Below are 25208 nucleotides of genomic sequence, written 5' to 3' on the forward strand. Positions count from 1 at the left end.
GCCGACCTCGGTCTTCGCTCCGTTCCTCCTGCGTGGAATACTGGCCAATCGCGATGGACACCACGACAGCACACAGAAATCCCTGGTCACTGAGCGTCGCCGACCTCACGCAGGCGGCGGTGTTCGCTGCGCTGATCGCGGCGCTCGGCCTTCCCGGGACGATCAACATCGGCTCGGCGGGGGTGCCGATCACCTTCCAGTCGCTCGGCGTCATGCTCGCCGGCGCGGTCCTCGGCCCCAAGAAGGGCACCCTCGCGGTGGGCATCTTCATGGTGCTGGCGATCGCCGGGCTGCCGATCCTGTCGGGTGGGCGCACCGGGGTGACCGCGTTGTCGTCGCCGACCGCCGGGTTCTTCATCGGATTCCTGCCGGCCGTGATCGTCATCGGCCTGCTCACGGCGATGATGATGCCGCGCTACCGCGTCCTCTGGGGAATCGTGATCAACCTGCTCGGCGGCATGGTGGTCCTCTATGCGTGTGGCTCGATCGGGCTGATGATCCGCTCGGACATGACCCTGTGGGCGGCCGTCGCGACCAACGGCACGTTCGTGATCGGCGACGCCGTCAAGGCCGTCGTCACCGCGCTCGTCGCCGCACAGGTCCACCGCGGCTGGCCCGGTCTGATCACCCCGCTGCGATTGCGCCGATCCACGGCGACGGCTTGACCGACCGGACGCCGGGATGATCGAGTTCCGCGACGTCGGCCATGCCTACGACGGCCGGATCGTCCTGCGCGACATCACCATGACGCTGGCCGAGAACCGGATCGGCATCGTCGGCGCCAACGGCAGCGGGAAATCCACCCTGGCGCGGCTGATCAACGCACTCGTCACACCCGACTCGGGAACGGTCATCGTCAACGGCGTCGACGCGGCCCGACACAAACGACAGGTCCGCAGGCAGGTCGGTTTCATCTTCTCCGACCCCGACCGGCAGATCATCATGCCGACGGTCATCGAGGACATCGAACTCTCCCTCACCCGGACCCCGCTCACGAAGACCGAACGCGCGGCGCGGGCGCGGACGGTCCTGTCGCGGTTCGGGTTGGCCGACCACGCCGACCATCCCGCACAGCGCCTGTCGGGCGGGCAGAAGCAGTTGCTGGCATTGGCGTCGATCTTCGTCACCGAACCGGCCATCGTGGTGGCCGACGAACCGACGACCCTCCTCGATCTGCGCAACAGTCGTATGTTGCGCCGCGTGCTGGCGACCCTGGACGAGCAACTCGTCGTGGTGACCCATGACCTCGATCTCGTCGACGATTTCGACCGCGTCATCGTCATGGACGAGGGCCGCGTGGTCGCCGACGACATCCCGACCGTGGCGCTGGCCCAGTACCGCCGGATGATGGCATGAGCGCACTCGGCGTGTACCGCCCCGGCAACACCGTGCTGCACCGGTTGCCGCCCGGTGTGAAACTCATCGGCCTGGGCGTCGTGATCCTGGTGATCTCGCTCGCGGTGCGCTCGCTCACGGCACTCGGAATCGCGGTCGTCGGCGTCGCGGCCGTCTACGCGCTCGCCGGCATCGGACCCGTCACCGCGTGGCGGCAACTGCGGCCGATGCGGTGGGTCCTGTTGCTGATCTTCGTTTTCCAGGTGGTGTTCACCGACTGGCACCGGGCCCTGATCGTCTGCGGGGTGCTCGCGCTGTCGGTGGCGCTGGCCGCCGTCGTCACGCTCACCACGCGGACCACCGACATGCTCGACACCATCACCCGGGCGCTCGGGCCGCTGCGGCGCTTCGGCTTCCCGACCGACCTCATCGCGATCGCACTCGCGTTGGCGATCCGCACGATCCCACTCATGGTGGAGATCGTCCGTCAGGTCGACGAAGCACGACAGGCACGCGGATTACGGCCCGGCCCACGCATTCTCGTGGCTCCGGTGGTCCTCGCCGCGCTCCGCACCGCCGACGGTTTCGCCGACACCCTGACCGCGCGCGGACTCGACTGAGCCCGCTCAGGCGTGCAGCGAGAGTCCCACCTTCTGGAACTCCTTGAGGTCGCTGTAGCCGGCCTTGGCCATCGCCCGGCGCAGCGCGCCGATCAGATTCAGTTCGCCGAACGCATCCTGCGACGGTCCCGACAGGATGCATTCCAGACTCGGACGATCCTCCTCGGTCGCGATCTGCAGTAGCGCGCCCCGCGGAGTGTCCGGGTGTGCGGCCGCCGACGGCCAGTACCAGCCCCGGCCGGGGGCCTCGGCCGCGGCGGCGAGCGGGGTACCCAGGACCGCCGCATCGGCACCGCAGGCGATCGCCTTCGCGAGGTCGCCGGACGTGTGGATGTCACCGTCGGCGATGACGTGCACGTACCGGCCGCCGGTCTCGTCGAGATACTCGCGCCGCGCCGCCGCGGCGTCGGCGATCGCGGTGGCCATCGGCACGCCGATCCCGAGCACCTCACCGGTCGTCGTCGCGCCGGCCGCCGAGCCGTAGCCGACGATCACGCCCGCGGCGCCGGTGCGCATGAGGTGCAGCGCGGTCCGGTGATCGTGCACGCCGCCGGCGATGACCGGGATGTCGAGATCGGCGATGAAGGTCTTGAGGTTCAACGGTTCCCGCGCCGTACCGTCGGCGTCGACCTGGGCGACATGCTCGGCGGAGATGATGGTGCCGTGCACCACCAGCAGCTCGACCCCCGCCTCCAGCAGCGCGGGTGTCAGCTCCGGCGCATGCTGCGGGCTCACGCGAACGGCGGTCGTGACCCCCGCCTCGCGCACCGTGGTGACTGCCTCGCGCAGCAACCCGGTGTCGAGCGGAGCCGAATGGAGTTGCTGCAGATGGCGAATCGCGGCGGTCGGGTCCGGATCCTCGGTCGCGACGCGGATCAGTTCGGCGATCTTCGCGTCGACGTCACGGTGACGCGCCCAGAGACCCTCACCGTTGATGACACCGAGCGCACCGAGCTTGCCGAGAGAGATGGCCATCTGCGGCGACACGAGTGCGTCGGTGGGATGGCTGAGGATCGGGGACTCGAACCGATAGGCATCGATCTGCCACGCCGTGGACACGTCCTTGGACGACCGGGTCCGACGGGACGGGACGATACTGATGTCATCGAGTTCGAACGTCCGGCGGGCTGTACGACCCATACCGATGTCGACGAGGTCACGCACCGTTGCGCCTTTCTGCTACGTGAACTGATCGCAGGTCGATGAGACCAGGACGATCCGGGATCGAACGTGCTTCAGCGGGAATAGTAGTTCGGCGCCTCTGCGGTGAGCGTGATGTCGTGCGGATGGGATTCCTTGAGGCCGGCCGCGGTGATCTGGACGAACCGTGCCTGATGCAGTTCGGTGATGGACGACGCGCCCGTGTAGCCCATCGCCGCCCGCAACCCGCCGACGAGCTGATGGATCACCTGCGAGAGGGGACCCCGGAACGGGACACGTCCCTCGATGCCTTCGGGGACCAGCTTCTCCTCCTTGAGGACGTCGTCCTGGAAGTAGCGATCCTTGGAGTAGGACTTGCCTTGGCCGCGACCCTGCATCGCACCCAGTGAACCCATACCGCGGTAGCTCTTGAACTGCTTGCCGTTCACCAGGATCAGATCACCGGGCGCCTCCGCGGTACCGGCCAGCAACGAACCCAGCATGGCGGTCGACGCGCCGGCGGCCAGCGCCTTGGCGATGTCACCGGAGTACTGCAGGCCACCGTCGGCGATCACCGGCACGTCGTGCTGCTTGCACACCGCGACCGCCTCGAGGATCGCGGTGATCTGCGGTGCGCCGACCCCCGCGACGACCCGCGTGGTGCAGATCGAACCCGGTCCGACGCCCACCTTGACCGCATCCGCGCCGGCCTCGACCAGAGCGAGAGCCGCCTCCCGGGTGGCGACGTTGCCGCCGACGATCTGCGCCCGGTCCCCGACCTCGGCCTTGAGCTTGGCGACCATGTCGAGCACCAGCCGGTTGTGGGCGTGCGCGGTGTCCACGATGATCACGTCGGCACCCGCGTCGGCGAGTGCCATCGCGCGATCCCACTGCGGGTCACCGGTTCCGACCGCGGCACCGACCAGCAGTCGACCGTCGGCGTCCTTGGTCGCCAGCGGGTGCTGTTCGGTCTTGACGAAATCCTTTACCGTGATGAGTCCGGTGAGCTTGCCGTTTCCGTCGACGATCGGCAGCTTCTCGATCTTGTTGCGTCGCAGCAGACCGAGCGCGGCCTCCGCGGACACACCCTCCTGCGCGGTGATCAACGGCGCCTTGGTCATCACCTCGACGACCGGACGGGACTGATCGACCTCGAAGCGCATGTCCCGGTTGGTGATGATGCCGACGAGCTCGCCCACCTCGTCCACCACCGGCAGGCCGGAGATCCGGTACCGGGCGCACATGGCGTCGACCTCGGCGAGGGTGTGCGTCGGCGTGCACGTCACCGGGTCGGTGACCATGCCGGCCTCGGACCGCTTGACGGTCTCGACCTGACCGGCCTGGTCCTCGATGGACAGGTTGCGGTGCAACACCCCCATACCGCCGGCGCGGGCCATGGCGATGGCCATCCGCGCCTCGGTGACGGTGTCCATCGCCGAACTGACAAGCGGCACCTTGAGGGTGATGTTCTTGGTCACCCGCGACGATGTGTCGGCGTCGCTGGGTATGACGTCGGAGGCCGACGGCAGCAACAGGACGTCGTCGAAGGTGAGGCCGAGCATCGCGACCTTGCCGGGGTCATCTCCACCGGTGCGAACGTGCGTCATCTCTCCATGGTATCGGCACCGGGCCAGTGTTCAGGGTCACCCCGCATGACTTGCCGACCCGTACCCTGCGCCGCCGCGATCTGTGGAGTCCTCGACCCACCCCGGACGGTTCATCGGTTACCGTGGAAGTGTGCGTGACCACCTGCCACCCGGCCTGCCGCCAGATCCGTTCGCCGACGATCCCAGTGATCCGGCGTCGGCTCTCGACTCGGTGGAACCGGGCATCCCGCTCGATGAGAACGAGCGGATGGCCGTCGAGGAGGATCTCGCCGATCTCGCCGTCTACGAGGCATTACTGCACCACCGCGGCATCCGCGGTCTCGTCGTCGTCTGCGACGACTGCCACGAGGACCACTATCACGACTGGGACATGTTGCGGGCCAATCTTCTGCAGCTGTTGATCGACGGCACGGTCCGTCCGCATGAGCCCGCCGTCGATCCGCGCCCCGATGCCTATGTCACCTGGGATTACTGCCGCGGCTACGCGGATGCGCGCAGCCACATCGACGACGAGCGATAGTCGCCGCACACCAGCCACCAAACGACTGACGTCACAGACGACGCGGGACGTATCGATGTCGATACGTCCCGCGTCGTCTGTCGAGGTGGTTCCCGGAGGGGACGGTTCAGCCGAGCGGCGGCAACGTGGTCGTCAGCGTCGGGAACGTCTCTATGGTCTCCGGGGGATCGATGGTGGGCACCGACGTCGCCGTGGCCGTCGTCGGCGGCGGCAGTTCGGTTGTCGGCGGCACCTGGGTGACCGGCGGCGGCGTGTCGATGGTGCTCGGCTCTCCGGTCCGTGCATCCGTCGGCGGGTCGGACGTCACCGGCGGCGGCGGATTCGGCACGGTGACCGATGACCTGTCGTCGACGCCCGATCGGCGCAGATCGCGCGGCGGGGCCGCCGGATCGGTGATCGACGGATCGACGGATGTCCCGCCACCACCGACGCTTCCGGGTATCGACCGCGCGGCCGACGACGCGGCCGACGACGCCTTCGACACGGCCGGGTCCGCACGGAGACGTTCGATCCACGCGTTCATGCGGTCCCGGGTGTCCGCATCGCGGACCGGACCGAGGTTCTTCTGGGCCTTCGCGATCAGCTCGGCGGCTTGAGCCGTGTCGCCCGCGGCCACCGCGGCCTCTGCCTTCTCGAGATTCGACTGCACATCCATCGACGCCTGGGTCTGACTCGCGGCCTCGGAGAAGACGACGCGCTTGACGCCCCAGAGCGGGTCACCGGGCGAGGAGCCCTCGGCGAGCACGGTCAGGCCGGCGCCGGCGATCACGACGATCGCCGCGGCGCCCGAAGCGACCCGCAGATGACGGATGATGCCGCGGCCGCGACGTGCGCGTTCGGTGGCGGCGATGGCGGTCTCGACGTCGTCGACGGTCGGCAGGTCCGGGACCGGCTCGGTCACCACGTCGTGGCGCCAGCCGGACAACAGCTCCGCCAGGTGGTATTCGGTGTCGTCCTGCGTCGGTACCGGCTGATCCTGCGACAACGCATCGAGGAACCGGTCGTCGGCATGCACCGATGTCATGTCGATCGGCTCGGTCATGTCCCAACCGGGCTCGGCGAGATCACGCTCGTCGTTCATCGACCTCACCTGCCTTCCTCAGTTGGTCTTTCAATTTGGCCAGTGCCCTGTGCTGTGCCACCCGGACCGCGCCTGCGGTGCTGCCGATCGCGTCGGCCGTCTCCTCTGCGGAGAGCCCGACCACCAGACGCAGCACCAGTACCTCACGCTGTTTCTCCGGCAGGATCGTGAGCAGGGCGCGCATCCGACGGCTGGCGTCGGCGTCGAGCGCCATCTGCTCCGGGCCCCCGGTGAAGGTGGTCGTCTCCGGCAGGGTGTCCACCGGGTCGGCCTTGACCCTCCCCGCCACCCTCATCGCGTCGGCGACCTTGTGGGCAGCGATGCCATATACAAAGGCCATGAACGGCCTGCCCTGGTCTTGGTACCGGGGCAGCGCTGTCATCACCGCCATCAACGCCTCCTGCGCGATATCGTCGGCGGAGAACAGGTGGCGTTCTCCGACTCCAATTCGCCCTCGGCAGTAGCGCAGAATGGGGTCCTGCACACTTTCGAGAACTGATGTGAGCGCGCCGCGATCGCCGTGCCCCGCGGCACGGACGGCCTCGTCCAGCTCAACACCCGTCAGTTTCATCGTCAGTTGAGATCCCCGTGTTACATGTGAGTTGTGGTGTTGCGAGTGCGCTTTGTCCCCACGTCACCTTAGCGATGGCCGGTGACGGTCGGATCACCCACTCACGTCACCTATGGTTCGAACGGGACGCCCCGGCGGATGAGTCCGGCCCGAGTTCGCGAGAGGTCACCCGCCACCTGCGCATCTGCCGGATCGATCCCCTGACGCAGTGCCAGCGAGGCCCACTCCAGAGGAAGCAGCGCCGCGTCCCGCGCCCGGCGGGTCACCTCGGTCGCGAGCCCGTTCGCCCGCGCCGGATCGCCGGCGGTCGCCGCTGCGGCGGCGGCGATGAGCATCGTCTTCACCCGGTGACGCTCCGGGGTGCCGTCGACCGCCGCGAGCTCCGACGCCTCCCGGGCGTGCTCGGTCGCCCTCGCGGGATCGCCCGCGTACATGGCCAACTCCGCCGACACCCAGGCGATGCGCAGGCGCGGCCGCCGGCCACCGAGCCAGCCCTCGTCAGCCCGGCCCTCGTCAGCCCGGCCCTCGTCGGGGGCCACCACGGCGCGGGCCCGGTCGAGCAGCCGACCGGCAGCGGCGAGGTGTAGCCGACCGAGGTGATCCGCGGCCAGCCCGACCACCGCATCCAGGACCGCCGCCCGATGCCACTCCGCCGCGCCCGGGAGTTCGGCATCCCCCTGCCCGGAGAGCACCGCGGACAGTGCGGCCCCGTCGATGCCCGCTGCGGCGCGATGCCGGCCCGCCTGCCGCAGCAACGACGCCCGCGTCGAACCCGCCAACGAGACCAGCACGCCGTCATCGGCACCCCGCGCTCGGCGGCCGACGTCGGTGAGAATCGTCAGGGCACGCGCAGTGTGACCCATACCTCCCAGTTCGACGGCCTGGGCCCAGCACACATAACCATCCGCACGTTTGCCCATATCAGACCCTATTTTTGCCGTGATTTCAGAGACGTTTGCCGAGAAGGAACCGGTTCCAGTTTGCATGAATTTAACCTGCCGTCACAAACATTAATTCTCCCCATAAGTCACCTACGCATAATCTTCGGATTTCATGCGTGTTACACGCTCGTCGTTGTGTCACGTCACCGTCATCGAACGGCACCGTCGGCGAAAAGTGACTTCCGCCAGAGGAATTGCCAGGTCAACGGGGATTGTCAGGACATGCGAAGGGGGTGAGATCAGGCCCTTTTCCGCATATGGTATGCCGGTCCGGTTGCACAACATCCCGTTAACATTTCTCGAATTTTCATCATCGCGGAGCACCCATTTGGCGGGATTGACTCTATTTCTTCGTCTTGCCTACTGTGGGTTTCGCGCCACTGATTCATTCACGTGCCACTCGCAGACAAGGAGTCGCTGTCATGCCTCAGCCCAACCTTCTCCCCGGCCCCAATGCAGACATCTGGGACTGGCAAATGCAGGGCCTATGTCGCGGAGTGGACTCTTCGATGTTCTTCCACCCCGACGGCGAGCGCGGTCGTGCACGTGCGCAGCGGGAGCGGCGCGCCAAGGAGATGTGCCACCAGTGCCCGGTGATCGCGCAGTGCCGCGAACACGCCCTCGCCGTCGCCGAGCCGTACGGCATCTGGGGCGGACTCTCCGAGTCCGAGCGCAGCATGCTGATGAAGCGCGGCGTCGGCCGCCGCATCGCCAGCTAGACCGACCCGCACGGCGGAGAACCGTCACCGGTCAGTCCGCCGGGGTCAACGCCCTGACCATTCCACTCGACGCCAACGGGGGCATCGATCCGACTGGATCGATGCCCCCGTTGGTGTCGGTCAGGTCAGCTGCCGCAGCGGTCAGTGTGCGTGGCCGTGATGACCCTGCCCACCGGCCGCCTCTTCCGGCTGATCGACGATCGCGGTCTCGGTGGTCAACACCATCCGAGCCACCGATGCGGCGTTCACCACTGCCGAACGCGTCACCTTCACCGGATCGATGATCCCCTCGGCGAGCAGGTCGCCGTAGGTGAGTGTGGCGGCGTTGTAGCCCTTGCCCGTCTCGGCGACCTTGGCCACCACGACGGCGCCGTCGACGCCGGCGTTGGATGCGATCCAGTAGAGCGGCGCGCGGACGGCGTCACGGACCAGCCGCACACCGAGCGCCTCGTCCTCGGGCAACTCGTCGGCCAGCTTGTCGAGCACCTTCGCGGCCTGCACGATGGCCGTGCCGCCGCCGGGGATGATGCCCTCCTCGACCGCGGCCTTCGCCGCCGCCACCGCGTCCTCGACGCGGTGCTTGCGCTCCTTGAGCGCGGTCTCGGTGGCAGCACCGACGCGGATCACCGCGACGCCACCGGCCAACTTTGCCAGCCGCTCGGCCAGCTTCTCGCGGTCCCAGTCGGAATCGCTGTTCTCGATCTCGCGACGCAGCTGCTCGGCGCGCGTGGCGATCTCCTCGGCGGTCCCGGCACCTTCGACGATGGTCGTGGTGTCCTTGGAGACGACCACGCGACGGACCGAACCCAGCAGGTCGAGCTCGGCGTCGGCGAGGTTCACGCCGATGTCGGAGGAGATCACGGTGCCACCGGTCACCACGGCCAGGTCCTCGAGGAACGCCTTGCGACGATCTCCGAAGAACGGCGCCTTCACGGCGACGGCCTTGATGGTCTTGCGGATGGAGTTCACCACGAGCGTCGACAGCGGTTCGCCCTCGACGTCCTCGGCGATGACGAGCAGCGACTTACCCGCCGAGACAACCTTTTCCAGCAGCGGCAGGAACTCCGGCAGGGAGCTGACCTTGTCGCGGTAGATCAGCACGAGCGCGTCGGTGAGGACCGCTTCCTGGCTGTCGGCGTCGGTGACGAAGTACGGGGACAGGTAGCCCTTGTCGAACTGCACGCCCTCAGTGATGTCGAGTTCGGTCAGCAGGCCGGAGCCTTCCTCGACGGTGACGACACCGTCGACGCCGACGCGGGTCATCGCCTTGCCGACCATGACGCCGACTTCCTCGTCCCGCGACGACACGGTCGCGACCTGGCCGATGGCCTTCTCGCCGTCGACCGGGGTGGCCACGCGGAGCAGCTCCTCGCTGATCGCATCGGCCGCCTTGCCGATCCCGGCACCGAGCGCGATGGGGTTGGCGCCGGCCGTCACGTTACGAAGGCCGCCGGTCACCATCGCCTGGGCCAGGACGGTCGCGGTGGTGGTGCCGTCGCCTGCGACGTCGTTGGTCTTGGTCGCCACGGACTTGACCAACTGGGCGCCGAGGTTCTCGAAGGCGTCCTCGAGGTCGATGTCGCGCGCGATGGTGACGCCGTCATTGGTGACATTCGGGCCGCCGAACGCCTTGGCCAGCACGACGTGCCGGCCACGCGGGCCGAGGGTCACCTTGACCGTGTCGGCAAGTTGGTTGATGCCGCGCTCGAGCGCGCGGCGCGCTACATCGTCGAATTCGATCTGTTTGGGCATGGGTCCCTTTCGGGTGAGAAGGAAGCAGAGTCGGGGTGGTCAGCACCGCAGGGAACGGCACCGCCCCGGCGCCCGACGAGGGCACCGGGGCGGTCGACACACGAAGTATCTCGCGGGTCTTACTTGCCGATGACGGCCAGCACGTCACGTGCCGACAGGATCAGGTACTCCTCACCGGCGTACTTGATCTCGGTGCCGCCGTACTTGCTGTAGATGACGGTGTCGCCTTCTTTGACGTCGACCGGGACACGGTTGCCCTGCTCGGTCACCCGTCCCTCGCCGACCGCGATGACGGTGCCTTCCTGCGGCTTCTCCTTGGCGGTATCCGGGATGACCAGACCAGACGCGGTGGTCGTCTCTGCCTCCACGGCCTGCACCAGGATCTTGTCCTCAAGCGGCTTGATGTTCACGCTCGCCACGATGTGGGTCCTCAACTTTCGTACAGAGTTGTTGAACGATCTCTCGAATTGCACGTTCATGGCTCTGAGTTCACGCCCCGCCGTCGCGGGTGTACGAGGCTTCACCCAGTGCCACTAGCACTCTATACATGAGAGTGCCAGCACTCAAGGGCACAGGCTGCAAAAGTCGATCCGCCCTCGGCGAACGGCGCAGGCAAACCACCGCGACGACACCCGTGTCGACCGACTCCGGATGCCCGGCGCAGTGCGCCACCGTCGGCACCGTGCCCTCCGACGTCCCGGGTCAGAGCTGGCTGACCTGCACCGACATCCCGGGGTCGGTCGCCACGGTCAGTGGTGACGGCTCTGCTCCCCCGCCGATGACGTGGGCACCCAGCGTCGCGATCATCACGCCGTTGTCGGTGCAGAGTCGCGGTTTCGGGACTCGCAACGTGACCCCCGCGGCGGCGCAGCGCTCCTGTGCCATCGAACGGATTCGCGAGTTCGCGGTCGCCCCGCCTCCGAGCACCAGGGTGTCGACATCCAGATCCGTGCAGGCGCGGATGGCCTTCATCGTGAGGACGTCGGCCACCGCCTCCTGGAACGACGCCGCGACATCGGGGATCGGGACCCCGACGCCCTCCCGATCGCACTTCTCGACGTACCGCGCGACCGCCGTCTTCAGTCCGCTGAACGAGAAGTCGTATCGTGCGTCGCGTGGACCGGTCATCCCGCGCGGGAAGGCGATCGCCGTCGGATCCCCCTCGGCTGCGGCACGATCGAGCGCCGGCCCGCCCGGGAACCCGAGATCCAGAAGTCGGGCCACCTTGTCGAACGCCTCCCCCGCCGCATCGTCGACCGTGGTGCCGAGTTCGACGATCGGTCGCGCGAGATCGGTGACGTGCAGCAGGTGGGTGTGCCCGCCGGACACCAGCAGCGCCACGCACTCGGGCATCGGCCCGTGCTCGAGGGTGTCCACCGCGACGTGCCCGCCGAGATGGTTCATCGCGTACAACGGCACGTCCCAGGCCAGGGCGTAGGCCTTCGCCGCGGAGACGCCCACCAGCAACGCGCCGGCCAGCCCCGGCCCGATCGTCACCGCGATCGCATCCGGACGATCGATGCCGGCCGCCTCGCGGGCGCGCTGCATCGTCGGCACGATCGCCTCCAGGTGGGCCCGCGACGCGATCTCGGGCACCACCCCACCGAAGCGGGCGTGTTCGTCCACGCTCGACGCCACCTCGTCGGCGAGCAGTTCCGCGGTGCCGCGGCCTCCGTCACCGGCTCCGTCACGATCCCACCGGACGATCCCGACACCCGTCTCGTCGCAGGAACTCTCGATCCCCATCACGATCATCGGGCGCCCCCGGACTCCCGGGCCGACGCCGGTCGGACCATGGTGTACGCGTCGGCGCCCGAAGGCTGGTAGTAGTTCCGACGAATCCCGGATCGCGCGAAGCCGTGACGCTCGTACAGTGCGATCGCGGTGTCGTTGTCGGTGCGTACCTCGAGGAACACCGGTGCGCCACAGTCGTCGGCCACCGCGAGCAGGGCCGACAGCAGCGCACGGCCGTATCCGCAGCCGCGATGCGAGGGCGCGACGGCGATCGTGTGGATCTCGCACTCGTGGTTTCCGGCCGAACCCAGTGTCGAGATGCCGGCATAGCCGACGAGTTCTGTTCCTGGCCGCTCCCGCGCGGCGAAGTAGCGGTTGTAGGGGGCGTTCAGCTCCGCACGGAACGCGGTTGCGGGCCAAGGAGAATCGTCGGCGAACATCTCCTTCTCCAGCGCCGCGCAGCGCGGGATGTCGGAGTAGTCGAGTTCGTCGATCAGCAGTTCCGAGGTCGTCATCGGGCCACCTCCCGGTGCGGTCGATCCGCGCCACGCGGCTTCTTCTTGGGTTCCACCGCATCCGGCCGCCGCAGATACAGCGGGACAAGGGGTGCGGGCTCCGGCGGCGAACGGAGGTCGTCGACGGCGGCGAGCACGAGGCCGGTCACCGAGGGCACGGTCGAGACGCCGATGGGCCGCCCGAAGAGTTCGGCGTGGGCCGGCGAACCGACCACCAGATCGATGGGTGCGTCCGCGAGGTCGGCGACCACCCGGGCCGGCGCGGTGACGTCGGGACCGGTCACCCGGGCACCACCTTCGGCATAGCGCGCCCAATAGATTTCGCGACGTCGCGCGTCGGCGACGACGAGCAACGAACTGATCGCTCGATCAGATGAGAACTCCTGTGCGGCAATCGCATCCAATGAGCACACCCCGTACGCGGATAGTCCGAGTGCGTCCGCGAAGGCGGCCGCGGTCGCCATCCCGACGCGCAGCCCGGTGAACGGACCGGGACCGCACCCGACGACGACGGCATCGAGATCGGACCGGCTCACCTCGGACTCGTCAAGGACCTCGCCGATGAGTGAGGTGAGCACCTCGGCATGCCGTCGGCCGTCGGCGACCACCCGCTCGGCGAGCACCGCGGGGTGCCGGTCCCCGTCAGCGAGGTTCGCGACACCGGTCACCACGGCATCGCTCGATGTGTCGATGGCCAGGATCTGCATCAGCGGTCCACCCATTCCCAGTGCGCGGTACGGACTTCCGACTCGGGCTCCCGACCCAGCCGCACCCGCAGATACCGCTCGGCGAGATGTTCGGCGACGCCTTCGCCCCATTCCACGACGACGACCGAGCTCGTCAGGTCGGTGTCGAGATCGAGCGCGTCGAGTTCGTCGAGTCCACCGAGCCGGTACGCGTCCACGTGGATCATGCCCGGCGATCCCGGGCGCCCGGGACGATGTTCACGCGCGATGATGAACGTCGGCGAGGAGACACGGCCGACGACTCCCAGTCCGGCAGCGAGACCCCGTGCCATCGCGGTCTTCCCGGCTCCCAGCGGGCCGTCGAGGATCACCAGATCACCGGCGCGCAGGGTGGCGGCGAGCTCGCTGCCGAGCGCTTCGGTGTCGGCCACCTCGGGCAGGGTGCGCGAGCCGTGTTCCCCGTCCGTGATCCCCTCGGTCATCGGACCAACCTCTTCCACCAGCGCCGGCGTGGCTGGGGTGCCGCCGCGCGGGCACGGTCGACCAGGTCGGCGATCGCCTCGGTGACCTGGTCCGGGCTCTCCATCGGCACCATGTGCCCGGCGCCCTCGACCACCACGAGCCGGGTGTCCTCGCCGAGCTCGGCATACATCCGAACCGATTTCGGCAGCGGCGTGAGACGGTCCTCGTTGCCGCACACCACCACCGACGGCACCTGCGCCAGGACCGGCAGGGCGGTGGACTCGTCGTGGTCCTCGAGGGCGTGCAGGAAGTTGACGATCGTCTCGATCGGGGTGTTCTGGATCATCTTCTCCACCGCCCGGCCGGCGGTGGGGCTGTAGAAGTCGCCGCCGAAACTCGCGGCGATCAGCACCGGCTCGACGGCCAGCCGGGTGACGCCACGTCCGGCCCGGACCAGGGCAGGCGCGTGGCGCACCGACAGCCGGAACGCGTCGAGGAGCGGATTGGTCAGCCCCTCGCCGAGTCCCTCCTCGGTCAGCTCCCGACATGCGGTGGCCACCAGCGCGACTCCGGTCACCCGCCCATTCGGCCCGAAGAGCGCCGGGTCGCGCCGCGCCAGACCCATCACGGCCATTCCGCCCATGGAGTGGCCGACCAGCACGATCGGGCCGGTCGGCGCGACCGCCCGGATCACCGCTGCGATGTCATCAGCCAGTTGGCCGATGGTGCAGGTCTCGGCAGGCGCCGGATCACTGCGGCCGTGCCCCCGATGATCGAAGAAGACCATCCGGATCGAGCGGTCGGCCCAGCGCTCCGCGAGCGCATACCGCTGGAGATGCCAGCTGGCCATGCGCAGGCTGAACCCGTGCACGAACACGACGGTCAGCTCCGGTTCGACGTGGTCGGGGTCCGCGCCGGCCGGGCCGGTGGTCACCGTCCGTACCGCGAGCTCGAGTCCGTCGTCGGCGCTCACCGTCGTGTCGAGATCGTCGTACATCGTGGTGAAATCGACGTCGGCGAACGGATCGACGAGCCCCCGGGCGCGGCGTCGCGCGACGTTGCGGGCCACCCCACCGGCGGCGACCGCCCCCAGCGCCGCGACACCGGTGACGCCGGCCAGCCAACCCATCCGCTGCGTGTCATCCACGGGCGCCGCCCACATACTCGCGGACCGCACGCGCGCCGATACCCGAGACGATCTCGTAGTCGATCGTGCCGATCGTGTCCGCCCAGTCGCGCGCCGTGACGCCGCCGTCGCGGCCGTTGCCGAACAGCTCGGCGCGGTCCCCCTCGGCGACCCCGCCGCCGTCGGGCCCGAGGTCGATGACCAACTGGTCCATACAGATTCGTCCCACACCCGGGAACGAGCGCCCGTTGATCCCGACGGCGATCCGGCCCGACAGCAGCCGCGGAACTCCGTCGGCATAGCCTGCGGTGAGCACCGCGATGGTGGTGTCCTCCCGGGACACCCAGGTGTGACCGTAGGAAACGCCCTGCCCGGCAGGGAGTTTCTTCACCAGGGCAACCTCGGCGGTCAGAGTCATCGCGGGGACGAGCCCGAAATCCCCCCGCTCGGGCACCGGGGTCCGGCCGTACAACGCGATCCCGGGTCGCACCAGGTCACGCGACAGGTCCGGACGGGTCAGCGCCGCAGGCGAATTCGAGATGTGCATGATCTCGGGCCGGGCGCCGAGCCGGCGCAGGTCGGCGGCGGCATCGTCCAGGCGTTGCGCCTGTTCAGAATTCAGTGGATGGTCGGGCTCGTCGCCGCGCGCCAGGTGACACATGATCGCCCGGACGACGACCGCACCGTCGGCCCGGGCGTTGGCCAGCGATTCGGCGAAATCGGCCCATTCGTCGGCGGCGACCCCGCTGCGGTTGAGTCCGGTGTCGACCTTGACGGTGACCGTCGCCGGCGCGGACCGCCGTGTCGCCGCGGCGACGACGGCGTCGAGTTGCCGTCCGGACGACACCGCGATGTCGATGTCCGCCGCGATGGCCGCATCGAAATCGGCGCCCGGGGCGTGCAGCCAGGACGTGATGTGTGCGTCGACTCCGCCGGCCCGCAACGCGAGGGCCTCCGCGATGTGCGCGACCCCGAGTTCCCTGGCCCCCGCGGCCAGCATCGTCTCCGCCACCGGCAACGCGCCGTGGCCGTAGGCATCGGCCTTGACCACCGCCAACACGTCGGCGTGCGCAGCGGTGCGCACGACGTCGACATTGTGGGCGATGGCATCGAGATCGATGGTCGCGGTCAGGGCGGATGGGGTCATCGGCTCCATTGTCCCAGACCGCTGCGGGTGGTTTTCACCTGTGCGATCCCACGGTGGGCCCCATCACCCTGCCGAGAGGGTGTCGCGGAGATCGCGAATGGCCGGGCGGACCGCACCCAGCAGGTTCGACGCCCCGATCGGCGCTCCGCGACTGGCCAGGTCGGCTGCGTGCGCATGCACTCGCGCCGCCGCGGCACCCGCGAGCTGTGGCGGCAGGCCCGCGGCGAGGAGTGCACCGGCGATGCCGGAGAGGACATCGCCGGCACCGGCCGTCGCCGCCCACGAACCACCCGCATCGTTACCGAGCACGGCCCCGGTCGGATCGGCGACCAGGGTGATCCGACCCTTCAGGAGAACGGTCACCCGCCAGCGCGTCGCCAGGTCCGCGACCGCCTGCAGACGATCGGCACCGACCTCGGCTCCTGCGAGTCGTGCGAACTCACCCGCATGCGGGGTGAGCAGGGTCGGCGCGGTCCGGCCGACGACGAGTTCGGGGTGCTCGGCGACAACGGTCAACCCGTCCGCGTCGACGAGCACCGGCAGGTCGGTTCCCAGGAGTGCGCGGAGGACCGTGAGAGCGTCGTCGTCGGTGCCGGCACCCGGTCCGACGACCCAGGCCTGCACCCGGCCGACGTCATCGAGGGTCCGGGCGGCGACGACCTCCGGGTAGTGCGAGACCACCTCGTCGGCGGCGGTGCCGACGTAGCGGGTCATCCCCGACGTCGCGGTGACCGCAGCCCCGGTCGCCAGGATCGCGGCACCGGGATAGCGCGCCGAGCCCGCGATCACCCCGACGACACCCTGACTGTATTTGTCGTCGGACGGGCTGGGCACGGGCCAGCACCGAGCGACCTCGGCATCGGTCAGCGACGACAACCGCGGCGCCGCATCGGCATTCGACGTGACTGCGTCGGCGGAGATGCCGATGTCGACGACCTCCACCCGTCCGCACGCGGGTGCCGCGAGCAGGTGGGCGTTTCGCGGGACGCCGAAGGTGACGGTGATCGATGCGCGTACCGCGGGATCGTGCACCACCCCGGTATCCGCATCGACACCGGATGGGAGGTCGACCGAAACGATGAGGGGGCCCCCGGACTCGGCCGGGGTCAGGCGCGCGAACACGGCTGCGGCGCCCTGTCGCAGCGGTCCACGGCCGCCTATCCCGACGACACCGTCGATCACCAGGTCGAGTCCCTCGGGCAACGCATCGTCGATGCGGCCGCCGGCATTTCGGTACGCGGCCAGGCCGCCCTGATGGGCCTTCTCGGGTGCGAGGAGCACCGCGGTGCACGCGACACCTCGTCGCGCCAGAACGGCACCCGCATGGAGGGCGTCGCCGCCGTTGTCGCCGGCACCCACGACGATCCCGACGCGCCGCCCGTAACAGCCACCGGTGCGACGGAGCTCGCGGAGGATCACGGCCGCGACCCCGGCCGAGGCGCGCCGCATCAGCGTGCCGCCGGTCAGCAGGTCACCGGTCGCCGCTTCGGCCTGCCGGACGGCCTCTGCATCGAGATAGCGGATCGGCATCGACCGGCGGCTATTCGACGGTGACCGACTTGGCCAGGTTGCGCGGTTTGTCGACGTCGTAGCCGCGGGCCTGGGCGACCGTCGCGGCGAAGACCTGCAGCGGGACCGTCGACACCAGCGGCTGCAACAGGGTCGGCGTCTTGGGGATCGGGATGAAGTGATCGGCGACCTTGGCGGCCGAGACGTCGTCGGGTTCAGCGATCACGATGGTGCGGGCCCCACGGGCCTGGATCTCCCGGATGTTGCTGACCATCTTCGAATGCAGCAACGCGCGTCCTTCCGCGGACGGCATCACGATGATCACCGGCAGACCGTCCTCGATCAGCGCGATCGGTCCGTGTTTGAGCTCACCGGCGGCGAAGCCCTCGGCGTGCATGTAGGCGAGTTCCTTGAGTTTCAGTGCGCCCTCGAGGGCGACCGGGTAGCCGACGTGCCGGCCGATGAACAGGACCGTGTTGTGATGAGCCAGCGAACGGGCCAGGTCGCGCACCGGTGTCATGGTGCCGAGCACCTCGGTCACGACGTCCGACATGGCCTCCATCGCGGCGAACTCGCGGGCCACCTCGTCGGCGTACTTGGTGCCGCGGGCCTGGGCGAGCGCGAGACCCACCAGGTAGGCCGCGACGATCTGCGCGAGGAAGCACTTCGTCGACGCGACACCGATCTCCGGTCCGGCATGGGTGTAGAGCACGGCATCGGATTCCCGCGGGATCTGCGCACCGTTTGTGTTGCAGATGGCCAGGACGCGGGCCTTCTGGTCCTTGGCGTGGCGGACCGCCTCCAGCGTGTCCGCGGTCTCGCCGGACTGGGAGATCGCGACGACGAGCGTGGACCGGTCCAGCACCGGGTCGCGATATCGGAACTCACTGGCCAGCTCGACCTCCACCGGCAGCCGCGTCCAGTGCTCGATCGCGTACTTGGCCAGCAGCCCGGCATGGTAGGCGGTGCCGCAGGCCACCACGAAGACCTTGTCCACATCGCGCAGATCGTCGTCGGTGAGGCGCTGTTCGTCGAGAACGATGCGTCCGCCCTCGAGGTGTCCGAGGAGGGTGTCCGCCAACGCGGCCGGCTGCTCGGCGATCTCCTTCAGCATGAAGAAGTCGAAGCCGCCCTTCTCCGCGGCCGCCAGGTCCCAGTCGATGTGAAAAGGCTTGCCGGCGCGCGGATCCCCGTCGAAGTCGGAGATGCGGTAGTCGTCGGCGGTGATCACCACCACCTCGTCCTGACCGAGTTCGACGGCGTCGCGGGTGTGCTCGATGAAAGCGGTGACGTCGGAGCTGACGAACATCTCGCCGTCACCGACCCCCACCACCAGCGGGGTGGACCGTCGGGCGGCGACGATCGTGTCCGGATGATCGGAGTGGGTGAAGACCAGGGTGAAGGCGCCCTCCAGACGGCGCAATGCGGCGTAGGCGCTGGACACGAAGTCCCCGGCGGTCGGGCCCGTCGCGTAGAAGCTCTCGACCAGATGCACCGCGGTCTCGGTATCCGTGTCGGAGAGGAACTCGATCCCGGCGTTCTCGAGTTCGGCCCGCAGCGGCGCGTAGTTCTCGATGATGCCGTTGTGGACCACGGCGAGTTTGCCGTCGGTGCTCACATGCGGGTGGGCGTTGCGGTCGGTGGGCTTGCCGTGGGTGGCCCAGCGGGTGTGACCCATGCCGGTCGTGCCGCTGAGGTTCTCCGGCCCGATCGTGGCGATCTGCTTGTCCAGGTTCTCGAGTCGACCGGCCTTCTTCTCGACCGCGGTGCGGCCCGCACCGTCGAGAATTGCCACCCCGGCCGAGTCATATCCGCGGTATTCCATCCGCCGAAGTGCCTCGACCACGATGTCCAGCGCATCGCGCCGACCGACGTATCCGACGATTCCACACATAGACAGTCAGGGTACCTGTGATCTCACCGCTTCCGGCCCCGCCGCTTGCGCGGCTTGACACCCAGCAGGTGGGACACCGGGTCGACCGCCTGCGCGGGCGGGTCGACGACGTCGACGACGCCGAGTTTGCCGAGGGTTGACTCGGGATCGGAGAACGCCTGGTATACGGGGTCGCCGGCCACGGTGTGCAGCAGGAATCCGGTGCAGACCGCTCGGATGAGCCCGTGCACCGCCCGGTCCGACCCGTTCATCCCGATGAACGCCTTCACGGTGCGCCGCTCGAGGAGATCTCGGGCATGCGCGCGGGGCACGGTGCGCAACACCACATCGCCGCCGTAGGCCTGGGCCAGCGGCAGCGCGTTGCTCTCGACGGTGTGGAGTTCGCCGGCACCGGCCACGACGAGGCCGGGCGCGGTGACCAGACCCGCGGCAGGCAGCAGCACCGACGTCGTCGGCGCGGGGAAGAGTGCCGCCACGCCGGACACCGGCACCGCGGGCTGGCCGGCGATCAATTGGTCGCTGGCGGCCAGGACGGCCGCCGCTGCGCCGAAACCGTGGCCGACGACGCCCACCCGGTCGGCGTCCACCGTCACCGCGCCCAGGCCGAGAGGCACATGCGAGACGATCGCCAACGCGGACCGCAGCTCCGCGGCAAGTCCGACATCCGACGCCAGGACACCGCTGTTGCCGTCGGGCGCGACGGCCACGATGCCCCAGGATGCGAAGTGGTAGAGCAGGTCCCGATATCGCTTGCTGTCCGCCAGCCAGGTGTGCCCGACCGCGATCGCCGGCAGACCCCGGCCACTCTCGGGCGCAAAGACCTGCCCCCGCATCCCGACGATGCCGAGGTCGCCGCGCAGGACCCGATGCGGGCCACGACGCGCCAATTCCGTCATCAGCCGGTCGGGCGACCTCGACGGCTTCCCGCCACGGGACGTGCGCGCTGACCTGGACTGCACTGGTTTCGTTCCCGGCACACCGACAGCCTATTCGTCCGTCGCCGATCGATGGGGACTGGCCTCGGCCACGTCGGCGGGCAGCATGATCCGCGGCGGGGCGTCCGCGACGTCGGCCTCCTGCCGCAGCTTCTCGCGCAGGCGCACGTCGGGATCCGTGCTGTGCCGATGCTCCGCCAGTTCGGCGGCCAACCGGCGCTGGACATCCGAATAGGTGTGCGACGCAGCGATGACCTGTGCGGTCGCCCGCCGCGCGATCGCTTCGATCTGATCTGCGAGGTTCATCGGGCCCAGGCTCTCATTCGTCGCCGGCCAGCGCCAGGTCGCCGCCGGAGGAGTCCGAGGGATCGGACTCGCCGGGAACGGCCGACGCCGGCGCGTCCGGCCGGGCGTGCCCGCCGGTCGCCGACTGCGGCGAGGTCTCGTGGGGTGCGAGCCCCGCGTCCTCGGCGGGCGCCGAACGGGCCTCCTGGGGTGGGGGTGGGGGCTCTGGGGGTGCCAGGGGTGCAGCGGGTGCCGGGGGTGGCGCGACGTCCGGGGTGGACCCCGACGACGGTGTCAGCCGCAGTGGGACGTCGGGACGCTCGGTCTCCGGGTTCTCCGCGCTCCCCGGCGGCTGATGGTGGTGCGGGGCCTCATCGGTCCCGGAGCCGGTGGCGGTCTGCGCGGTCGACTCGACCACCTGGTCGTCGGGGTAGGGCTCGACGTCCATCGTCTCGGTGACCCGGTTGAGGTGCGTCAGGATCTCGTCGATGCCGGTGACCGTCGCGTCGGCGGAGGTGAAGTAGAGCCGGGCACGCGACGCGATGTCGTCGATCACCACGCCGAGTGGCAAAGCCCCGGTGACGATCGCCTCCGGTACGGCCGCCACCGGAATCCCCGCCACGAGCGGGGCGGACAGCCGCGCGACCGTCAGGTACCAGGTACGGAGGAGTTGATCGATCCCGGCGGACGCCGCGCTCGTGGCCTCGGCCAGGGTGCGCAACACGTACAGATCCGATTCCGCCCGACGCTGATGCTCGACGACTGCCGTGACCGCATGGACCCCCGTGTCTCCCGTCCACCCGCGAGCGAGTCGTACCTGCTGTTCGGGGAGCCGATGCAGATGGTCGGCCACGGCGCGGTGCGCGGCGGTGAGTCGGTGACTGTCGGCGGCGAGACCGGCCACGCCGAATGCCCCGACCCTGCGAAACGGGTGACGGACCTGAGCCGCCTCGGTCACCTCGGCGCCGAGCGTGGCACCCAGCGACAGCACCTCGATCAGATCCTCGACCCCGGCGACTGCCTGATCCCGAAGCGCGGCAAGAGAATCCGTCGCTGTGCTCATGACTCGCCCGCCGCCCGACGGCGACCGGCGGCGCGGCCCACGTCGTCCGCCGCCTCGTGATCGGCGGCGATGAGGGTCGAGAGCCCGCGACCGAGCGTGTCGGACAGCCGGCCGGCGGCACGCGATTGCTCGGTGAGGCGATCCGCGATCACCCGACCCATCTCGCGGTATCGGTCACCCAGCTCGCGATAGTCCTCCCCGACCGCCCAGCCACCGAGATCGTGGCGGCGGATGTCGTCTGCGGCGGCACCGACGACCTCTGCCGCACGGTGATAGAACCCGACGACCCGAGCGACCTCGTCGGTGTCCACGGTCATACCGGCGTCGCCCATCGCTCCCCCTTCTCCGCGCCCTACGAACCGGATCGATGGCGACCGGACCGATTGTCGCGCACGACTGGCGTTGAAGTTTAGACGCGCGAAGTGCGGGCGCGGTTCCACCGGGTCCGCTCGCGACCGGTTCGGGTCGCCACCCGCCCGGCCCTCACACCACCGAGTGCTCGACGAGACTGCGCGCGCAGTCGAGCACCGTCTGGCGTGCGGGACGAGGCCGCCACCCGAGGACCTCCCGCGCCCTGTCCGCGCTGTGCCGATTCGTGCGTCCCAGGATCGGGACGATACGGCGCAGTTCCGGGCTGCGCCGGGCCGCCAGACGGACGAGCCGGTCGGGAATGCCTCCGGTGCCGACCTTCGCCGCCTGATCACCGAGATCCGCGCGCAGCATCCTGGCGATGTCGCGCATCCAGAGGAACTCTCCCGTACCGAGGAAGCGTCGACCCGCGGCCGCCGGATGGTCGAGGGCGCGCAGGTGCAGGTCGACCAGGTCCCGGACGTCGACGACCTCGACGCCGATGTTGGGCGACCGGGGTGCGCGTCCCTCGAGCATGCGGGCGATGATCCCGGCCGAGCCCAGGGCGGACGGCGTGAGGAGCGGGCCGAGAACGGCACCCGGCAGAATCGTGGCGAGCTCAGGCGCGTCCGGGGCGTCCACGAACTCCCACGCCGAACGCTCCGCAATCGTCTTCGCGAATCGGACCGGGATCACATCGTCCTCGAATTCCACTGCGCTCCACTGACTCTCATCGGAAACGATGTTGTCGTCGAACGACGCCGGATTCGCTGCGTTCGCCGCCGACGTCACCACCACCCGCCGTACCCCGGCCACGGTCGCGGCCTCGAGGACGCGGGTCGTGCCGTCGACCACGGCGCCGACACGGGTCGGATCGCTCGACAGCTCCGCCCCGCTGGGCGACGCGATGTGCAGGACGAGGTCGACACCGGCCATGGCCGATGCCCAGCCGTCGTCCGTGCAGAGGTCGGCGGTGGCGAACTCGAGCAGGTCGGTCGAACCACCCAGTCGCCCGGCGGCGTCGACCACGTCGGCACGCTTGCCCGGATCGCGCAACGTCGTCCGCACCCGGCGACCCCGACGTACCAACTCGGCCACGGTCCACCCGCCGAGGAACCCGCTGCCACCCGTGACCAGGACGAGTTCGGACATGGTGCAACCCTGCCCTCCGTCAGGAACTCAGACCGTGATCTCGACGTCGTGCGCACGCACCGCGTCGAGCAGCGCGGTCGGGCGCTCGGCGGGTGGAACGTCGTGGACGAGCTCGAAAGAGCAGCCGATCGCCCGCGAGCCACCGTCGGCCTCGTCGCTGTCGCCGATCATGAGCGCGTCACGGGGCGCCACGCCGAGCGGATCGAGCGCGGCGTGGAAGATCCGCGGATCCGGTTTGATCGCACCGACTTCGAACGACAGCGCGTACGCGTCGACGATGTCGGTGATGCCGTGCAGGGCGAGCACCTCCCGCAGGTCGAACGCGATGTTGCTGACCACGCCCACCGGGATTCCGGCCACACGCAGGCCGCGCAGCACGGCCTCGGTGTCGGGGAAGATCTGCCACGAATGCGGGTCGAGCACCCTGCCGTAGAGCTGCTCGGCGTGACCCGGCGTCGCCAGTCCGGACGCACGCAGCATCGCGAGATAGGCGCGACGGTGCTGGGCAGGGTCGAGATCCCGCTGCTCCCAGGCAATCCGGTCATCGCCGTCGATCACCGAGGGCAGTCCGACCGGCTGGGTCATCCGCCGGATCAGTTGCGCCTGCGCATCGAGGTGCAACTCGTTGCCGTGTTCGTCATGCAGCCCGGCGAACCAGTCGTCGCGCGCCTCGAACCGGAAGAGTGTCCCGGAAAAGTCGAAGAGTACTGCTTTCGGAGTGCTCACGATCCCGCGGCCTCGACAACCCCGGCGATGCGCCGCGCGACCGACCGTGCGGTGTCGGCGCTACCCGCCTCGACCATGACGCGGACGAGTTGCTCGGTACCGGACGGACGGAGCAGCACGCGGCCGTTGTCGCCGAGTTCGGCCTCGGCGTCGGTGACCGACTGTTTGACCGCCTGGGACTGTGCGACGGCGTGCTTGTCGCCCACCCGCACGTTGATCAACTCCTGGGGCAGTACCGTCATGATGCCGGCCAGGTCCGCGAGTCGCTGTGCGCCTGCGGCCATGTGTTCCATCAGCAGGAGCCCGGTCAGGATGCCGTCGCCGGTGGTACCCGAGCCCGGGACGACGATGTGCCCGGACTGCTCGCCGCCGAGCGAGTAGCCGCCGCGACGAAGTTCCTCGAGCACATAGCGGTCGCCGACAGCGGTGGTGCGCAACGTGATCCCGGCCTCGCGCATCGCGATGTGCAGGCCAAGGTTGCTCATCACCGTCGTCACCAGCACGCTGTCGCGCAGTCGGTTGCGCCCGTTGAGAGCGGTCGCGAGGATGGCCATGATGGCGTCGCCGTCGACGATCTCACCCGTCGAGTCGACCGCCAGACACCGGTCGGCGTCACCATCGTGGGCGAGGCCGAGGTCGGCGCCGTGTTCGAGCACCGCGGCCTGCAGTTTGCCCATGTGGGTCGATCCGCAGCCGTCGTTGATGTTGAGACCGTCGGGCGTGGCGTGGATCGCGATCACGGTCGCGCCCGCGTCCTCGTATGCCTGGGGCGCGAGTTCGGAGGCTGCGCCATGAGCGCAGTCCACCACGACGGTCAGGCCGTCGAGCCGATGATCGATCGACGCGGCGAGATGCTTGCGGTAGCGCTCACCCGCATCAGGTGCGTCGAGGACGCGACCGACGGCGGCGCCGATCGGTCGGTCGAAGTCGGCGTCCATGGCCGCCTCGATGCGGTCCTCGACCGCGTCGTCGAGCTTGTGCCCACCGGCGGAGAAGAACTTGATGCCGTTGTCCGGCATGGGATTGTGCGACGCCGAGATCATCACACCGAGATCGGCGGAATAGTCCGCGGTCAGGTATGCGACCGCGGGCGTCGGGACGACGCCGACGCGGATCACGTCGACACCCGTCGCCGCGAGGCCTGCACAGACGGCGGCCTCCAGCATCTCACCGGAAGCCCGGGGATCACGACCGACCACCGCGCGGGGGCGCGAGTCGCGGTCTCGTGAATCCTCGGCGAAAACGACCGCGGCGGCCGAGGCCAGGCGCAACGCGAGCTCGGGAGTGAGCTCGTCGTTGGCCAGGCCCCGGACGCCGTCGGTTCCGAAAAGGCGTGCCAA

At 69.2% G+C, this 25208-nt stretch carries 27 protein-coding genes; 5 read left to right on the top strand and 22 right to left on the bottom strand.

The window, feature by feature from the left end; all coding sequences use genetic code 11:
• The first annotated feature begins 53 nt into the window (after nt 1-53).
• From D7316_RS07505 to D7316_RS07515, 3 genes are read left to right on the top strand one after another with little or no spacing between them, the layout of a single operon-like run.
• Complete coding sequence (locus D7316_RS07505) at nt 54-665, top strand: biotin transporter BioY (RefSeq protein WP_124707728.1); 612 nt, start codon at nt 54-56, stop codon at nt 663-665.
• 16 nt (nt 666-681) lie between these two features.
• Nucleotides 682-1356 carry an energy-coupling factor ABC transporter ATP-binding protein gene (locus tag D7316_RS07510; protein WP_124707729.1) on the top strand — a complete coding sequence of 225 codons (675 nt, stop codon included), beginning with the start codon at nt 682-684 and terminating at the stop codon, nt 1354-1356.
• Nucleotides 1353-1955: an energy-coupling factor transporter transmembrane component T family protein gene (locus D7316_RS07515; RefSeq protein ID WP_124707730.1), complete on the top strand. Its 603-nt coding sequence runs from the start codon at nt 1353-1355 to the stop codon at nt 1953-1955. The genes D7316_RS07510 and D7316_RS07515 overlap by 4 nt, the downstream gene beginning before the upstream one ends.
• Nucleotides 1956-1961: 6 nt before the next feature.
• On the opposite strand, the gene D7316_RS07520 is transcribed toward D7316_RS07515, so the two are convergent.
• The gene (locus D7316_RS07520) at nt 1962-3119 is read right to left on the bottom strand and encodes a GuaB3 family IMP dehydrogenase-related protein (protein ID WP_124707731.1); all 1158 of its coding nucleotides are present in this window, start codon (nt 3117-3119) and stop codon (nt 1962-1964) included.
• Nucleotides 3120-3190: 71 nt separating this feature from the next.
• Nucleotides 3191-4702 carry an IMP dehydrogenase gene (guaB, locus tag D7316_RS07525; protein WP_124707732.1) on the bottom strand — a complete coding sequence of 504 codons (1512 nt, stop codon included), beginning with the start codon at nt 4700-4702 and terminating at the stop codon, nt 3191-3193.
• A gap of 130 nt (nt 4703-4832) precedes the next feature.
• On the opposite strand from guaB, the gene D7316_RS07530 reads away from it, so the two are divergent.
• Nucleotides 4833-5222 carry a DUF5319 domain-containing protein gene (locus D7316_RS07530; protein ID WP_124707733.1) on the top strand — a complete coding sequence of 130 codons (390 nt, stop codon included), beginning with the start codon at nt 4833-4835 and terminating at the stop codon, nt 5220-5222.
• Between the two features lie 106 nt (nt 5223-5328).
• On the opposite strand, the gene D7316_RS07535 is transcribed toward D7316_RS07530, so the two are convergent.
• The 3 genes from D7316_RS07535 to D7316_RS07545 form a co-directional block, all read right to left on the bottom strand.
• Nucleotides 5329-6303: an anti-sigma-D factor RsdA gene (locus D7316_RS07535; protein ID WP_124707734.1), complete on the bottom strand. Its 975-nt coding sequence runs from the start codon at nt 6301-6303 to the stop codon at nt 5329-5331.
• Nucleotides 6287-6874, bottom strand: coding sequence for an RNA polymerase sigma factor ShbA (shbA, locus tag D7316_RS07540; RefSeq protein WP_124707735.1), 588 nt, complete (start codon nt 6872-6874; stop codon nt 6287-6289). Before shbA ends, D7316_RS07535 begins: the two co-directional genes overlap by 17 nt.
• Nucleotides 6875-6984: 110 nt before the next feature.
• Nucleotides 6985-7794: a hypothetical protein gene (locus tag D7316_RS07545; RefSeq protein ID WP_124707736.1), complete on the bottom strand. Its 810-nt coding sequence runs from the start codon at nt 7792-7794 to the stop codon at nt 6985-6987.
• A gap of 443 nt (nt 7795-8237) precedes the next feature.
• Here D7316_RS07545 and D7316_RS07550 point away from each other — a divergent pair, with 443 nt between their 5' ends.
• On the top strand, nt 8238-8534 hold the full coding sequence (locus D7316_RS07550; RefSeq protein WP_124707737.1) for a WhiB family transcriptional regulator: 297 nt from the start codon (nt 8238-8240) through the stop codon (nt 8532-8534).
• Between the two features lie 141 nt (nt 8535-8675).
• On the opposite strand, the gene groL is transcribed toward D7316_RS07550, so the two are convergent.
• From groL to glmM, 17 genes are all read right to left on the bottom strand, one after another.
• Nucleotides 8676-10286: a chaperonin GroEL gene (groL, locus tag D7316_RS07555; RefSeq protein ID WP_124707738.1), complete on the bottom strand. Its 1611-nt coding sequence runs from the start codon at nt 10284-10286 to the stop codon at nt 8676-8678.
• A 119-nt stretch (nt 10287-10405) separates the two neighbouring features.
• The gene (groES, locus tag D7316_RS07560) at nt 10406-10705 is read right to left on the bottom strand and encodes a co-chaperone GroES (RefSeq protein WP_006334733.1); all 300 of its coding nucleotides are present in this window, start codon (nt 10703-10705) and stop codon (nt 10406-10408) included.
• Between the two features lie 283 nt (nt 10706-10988).
• Nucleotides 10989-12041, bottom strand: a complete 1053-nt coding sequence (gene tsaD / locus D7316_RS07565; protein WP_124707739.1) for a tRNA (adenosine(37)-N6)-threonylcarbamoyltransferase complex transferase subunit TsaD — start codon at nt 12039-12041, stop codon at nt 10989-10991.
• On the bottom strand, nt 12038-12535 hold the full coding sequence (rimI, locus tag D7316_RS07570; RefSeq protein ID WP_124707740.1) for a ribosomal protein S18-alanine N-acetyltransferase: 498 nt from the start codon (nt 12533-12535) through the stop codon (nt 12038-12040). Before rimI ends, tsaD begins: the two co-directional genes overlap by 4 nt.
• Nucleotides 12532-13257, bottom strand: coding sequence for a tRNA (adenosine(37)-N6)-threonylcarbamoyltransferase complex dimerization subunit type 1 TsaB (gene tsaB / locus D7316_RS07575; protein WP_124707741.1), 726 nt, complete (start codon nt 13255-13257; stop codon nt 12532-12534). Before tsaB ends, rimI begins: the two co-directional genes overlap by 4 nt.
• Nucleotides 13242-13703 carry a tRNA (adenosine(37)-N6)-threonylcarbamoyltransferase complex ATPase subunit type 1 TsaE gene (gene tsaE, locus D7316_RS07580; RefSeq protein ID WP_124707742.1) on the bottom strand — a complete coding sequence of 154 codons (462 nt, stop codon included), beginning with the start codon at nt 13701-13703 and terminating at the stop codon, nt 13242-13244. The genes tsaB and tsaE overlap by 16 nt, the downstream gene beginning before the upstream one ends.
• Nucleotides 13700-14845, bottom strand: coding sequence for an alpha/beta fold hydrolase (locus tag D7316_RS07585; RefSeq protein ID WP_124707743.1), 1146 nt, complete (start codon nt 14843-14845; stop codon nt 13700-13702). The genes tsaE and D7316_RS07585 overlap by 4 nt, the downstream gene beginning before the upstream one ends.
• Nucleotides 14823-15956, bottom strand: coding sequence for an alanine racemase (gene alr / locus D7316_RS07590; RefSeq protein WP_124707744.1), 1134 nt, complete (start codon nt 15954-15956; stop codon nt 14823-14825). The genes D7316_RS07585 and alr overlap by 23 nt, the downstream gene beginning before the upstream one ends.
• A 63-nt stretch (nt 15957-16019) precedes the next feature.
• Nucleotides 16020-17486, bottom strand: coding sequence for an NAD(P)H-hydrate dehydratase (locus D7316_RS07595; protein ID WP_124707745.1), 1467 nt, complete (start codon nt 17484-17486; stop codon nt 16020-16022).
• A 10-nt stretch (nt 17487-17496) separates the two neighbouring features.
• Nucleotides 17497-19359, bottom strand: a complete 1863-nt coding sequence (gene glmS, locus D7316_RS07600) for a glutamine--fructose-6-phosphate transaminase (isomerizing) (RefSeq protein WP_124707746.1) — start codon at nt 19357-19359, stop codon at nt 17497-17499.
• Between the two features lie 23 nt (nt 19360-19382).
• Nucleotides 19383-20255, bottom strand: coding sequence for a dienelactone hydrolase family protein (locus D7316_RS07605; RefSeq protein ID WP_124707747.1), 873 nt, complete (start codon nt 20253-20255; stop codon nt 19383-19385).
• Nucleotides 20256-20345: 90 nt separating this feature from the next.
• The gene (locus D7316_RS07610) at nt 20346-20600 is read right to left on the bottom strand and encodes a hypothetical protein (RefSeq protein WP_124707748.1); all 255 of its coding nucleotides are present in this window, start codon (nt 20598-20600) and stop codon (nt 20346-20348) included.
• Between the two features lie 13 nt (nt 20601-20613).
• Nucleotides 20614-21642: a hypothetical protein gene (locus D7316_RS07615; RefSeq protein ID WP_124707749.1), complete on the bottom strand. Its 1029-nt coding sequence runs from the start codon at nt 21640-21642 to the stop codon at nt 20614-20616.
• Nucleotides 21639-21974, bottom strand: a complete 336-nt coding sequence (locus tag D7316_RS07620) for a hypothetical protein (RefSeq protein WP_124707750.1) — start codon at nt 21972-21974, stop codon at nt 21639-21641. The genes D7316_RS07615 and D7316_RS07620 overlap by 4 nt, the downstream gene beginning before the upstream one ends.
• A 151-nt stretch (nt 21975-22125) precedes the next feature.
• Nucleotides 22126-23142, bottom strand: a complete 1017-nt coding sequence (locus tag D7316_RS07625; protein WP_124707751.1) for an NAD-dependent epimerase/dehydratase family protein — start codon at nt 23140-23142, stop codon at nt 22126-22128.
• A 27-nt stretch (nt 23143-23169) separates the two neighbouring features.
• Nucleotides 23170-23871 carry an HAD family hydrolase gene (locus tag D7316_RS07630; protein WP_124707752.1) on the bottom strand — a complete coding sequence of 234 codons (702 nt, stop codon included), beginning with the start codon at nt 23869-23871 and terminating at the stop codon, nt 23170-23172.
• Nucleotides 23865-25208 carry a phosphoglucosamine mutase gene (gene glmM / locus D7316_RS07635; protein WP_124707753.1) on the bottom strand — a complete coding sequence of 448 codons (1344 nt, stop codon included), beginning with the start codon at nt 25206-25208 and terminating at the stop codon, nt 23865-23867. The genes D7316_RS07630 and glmM overlap by 7 nt, the downstream gene beginning before the upstream one ends.

The organism is Gordonia insulae (genome assembly GCF_003855095.1).
Classification (GTDB): domain Bacteria; phylum Actinomycetota; class Actinomycetes; order Mycobacteriales; family Mycobacteriaceae; genus Gordonia; species Gordonia insulae.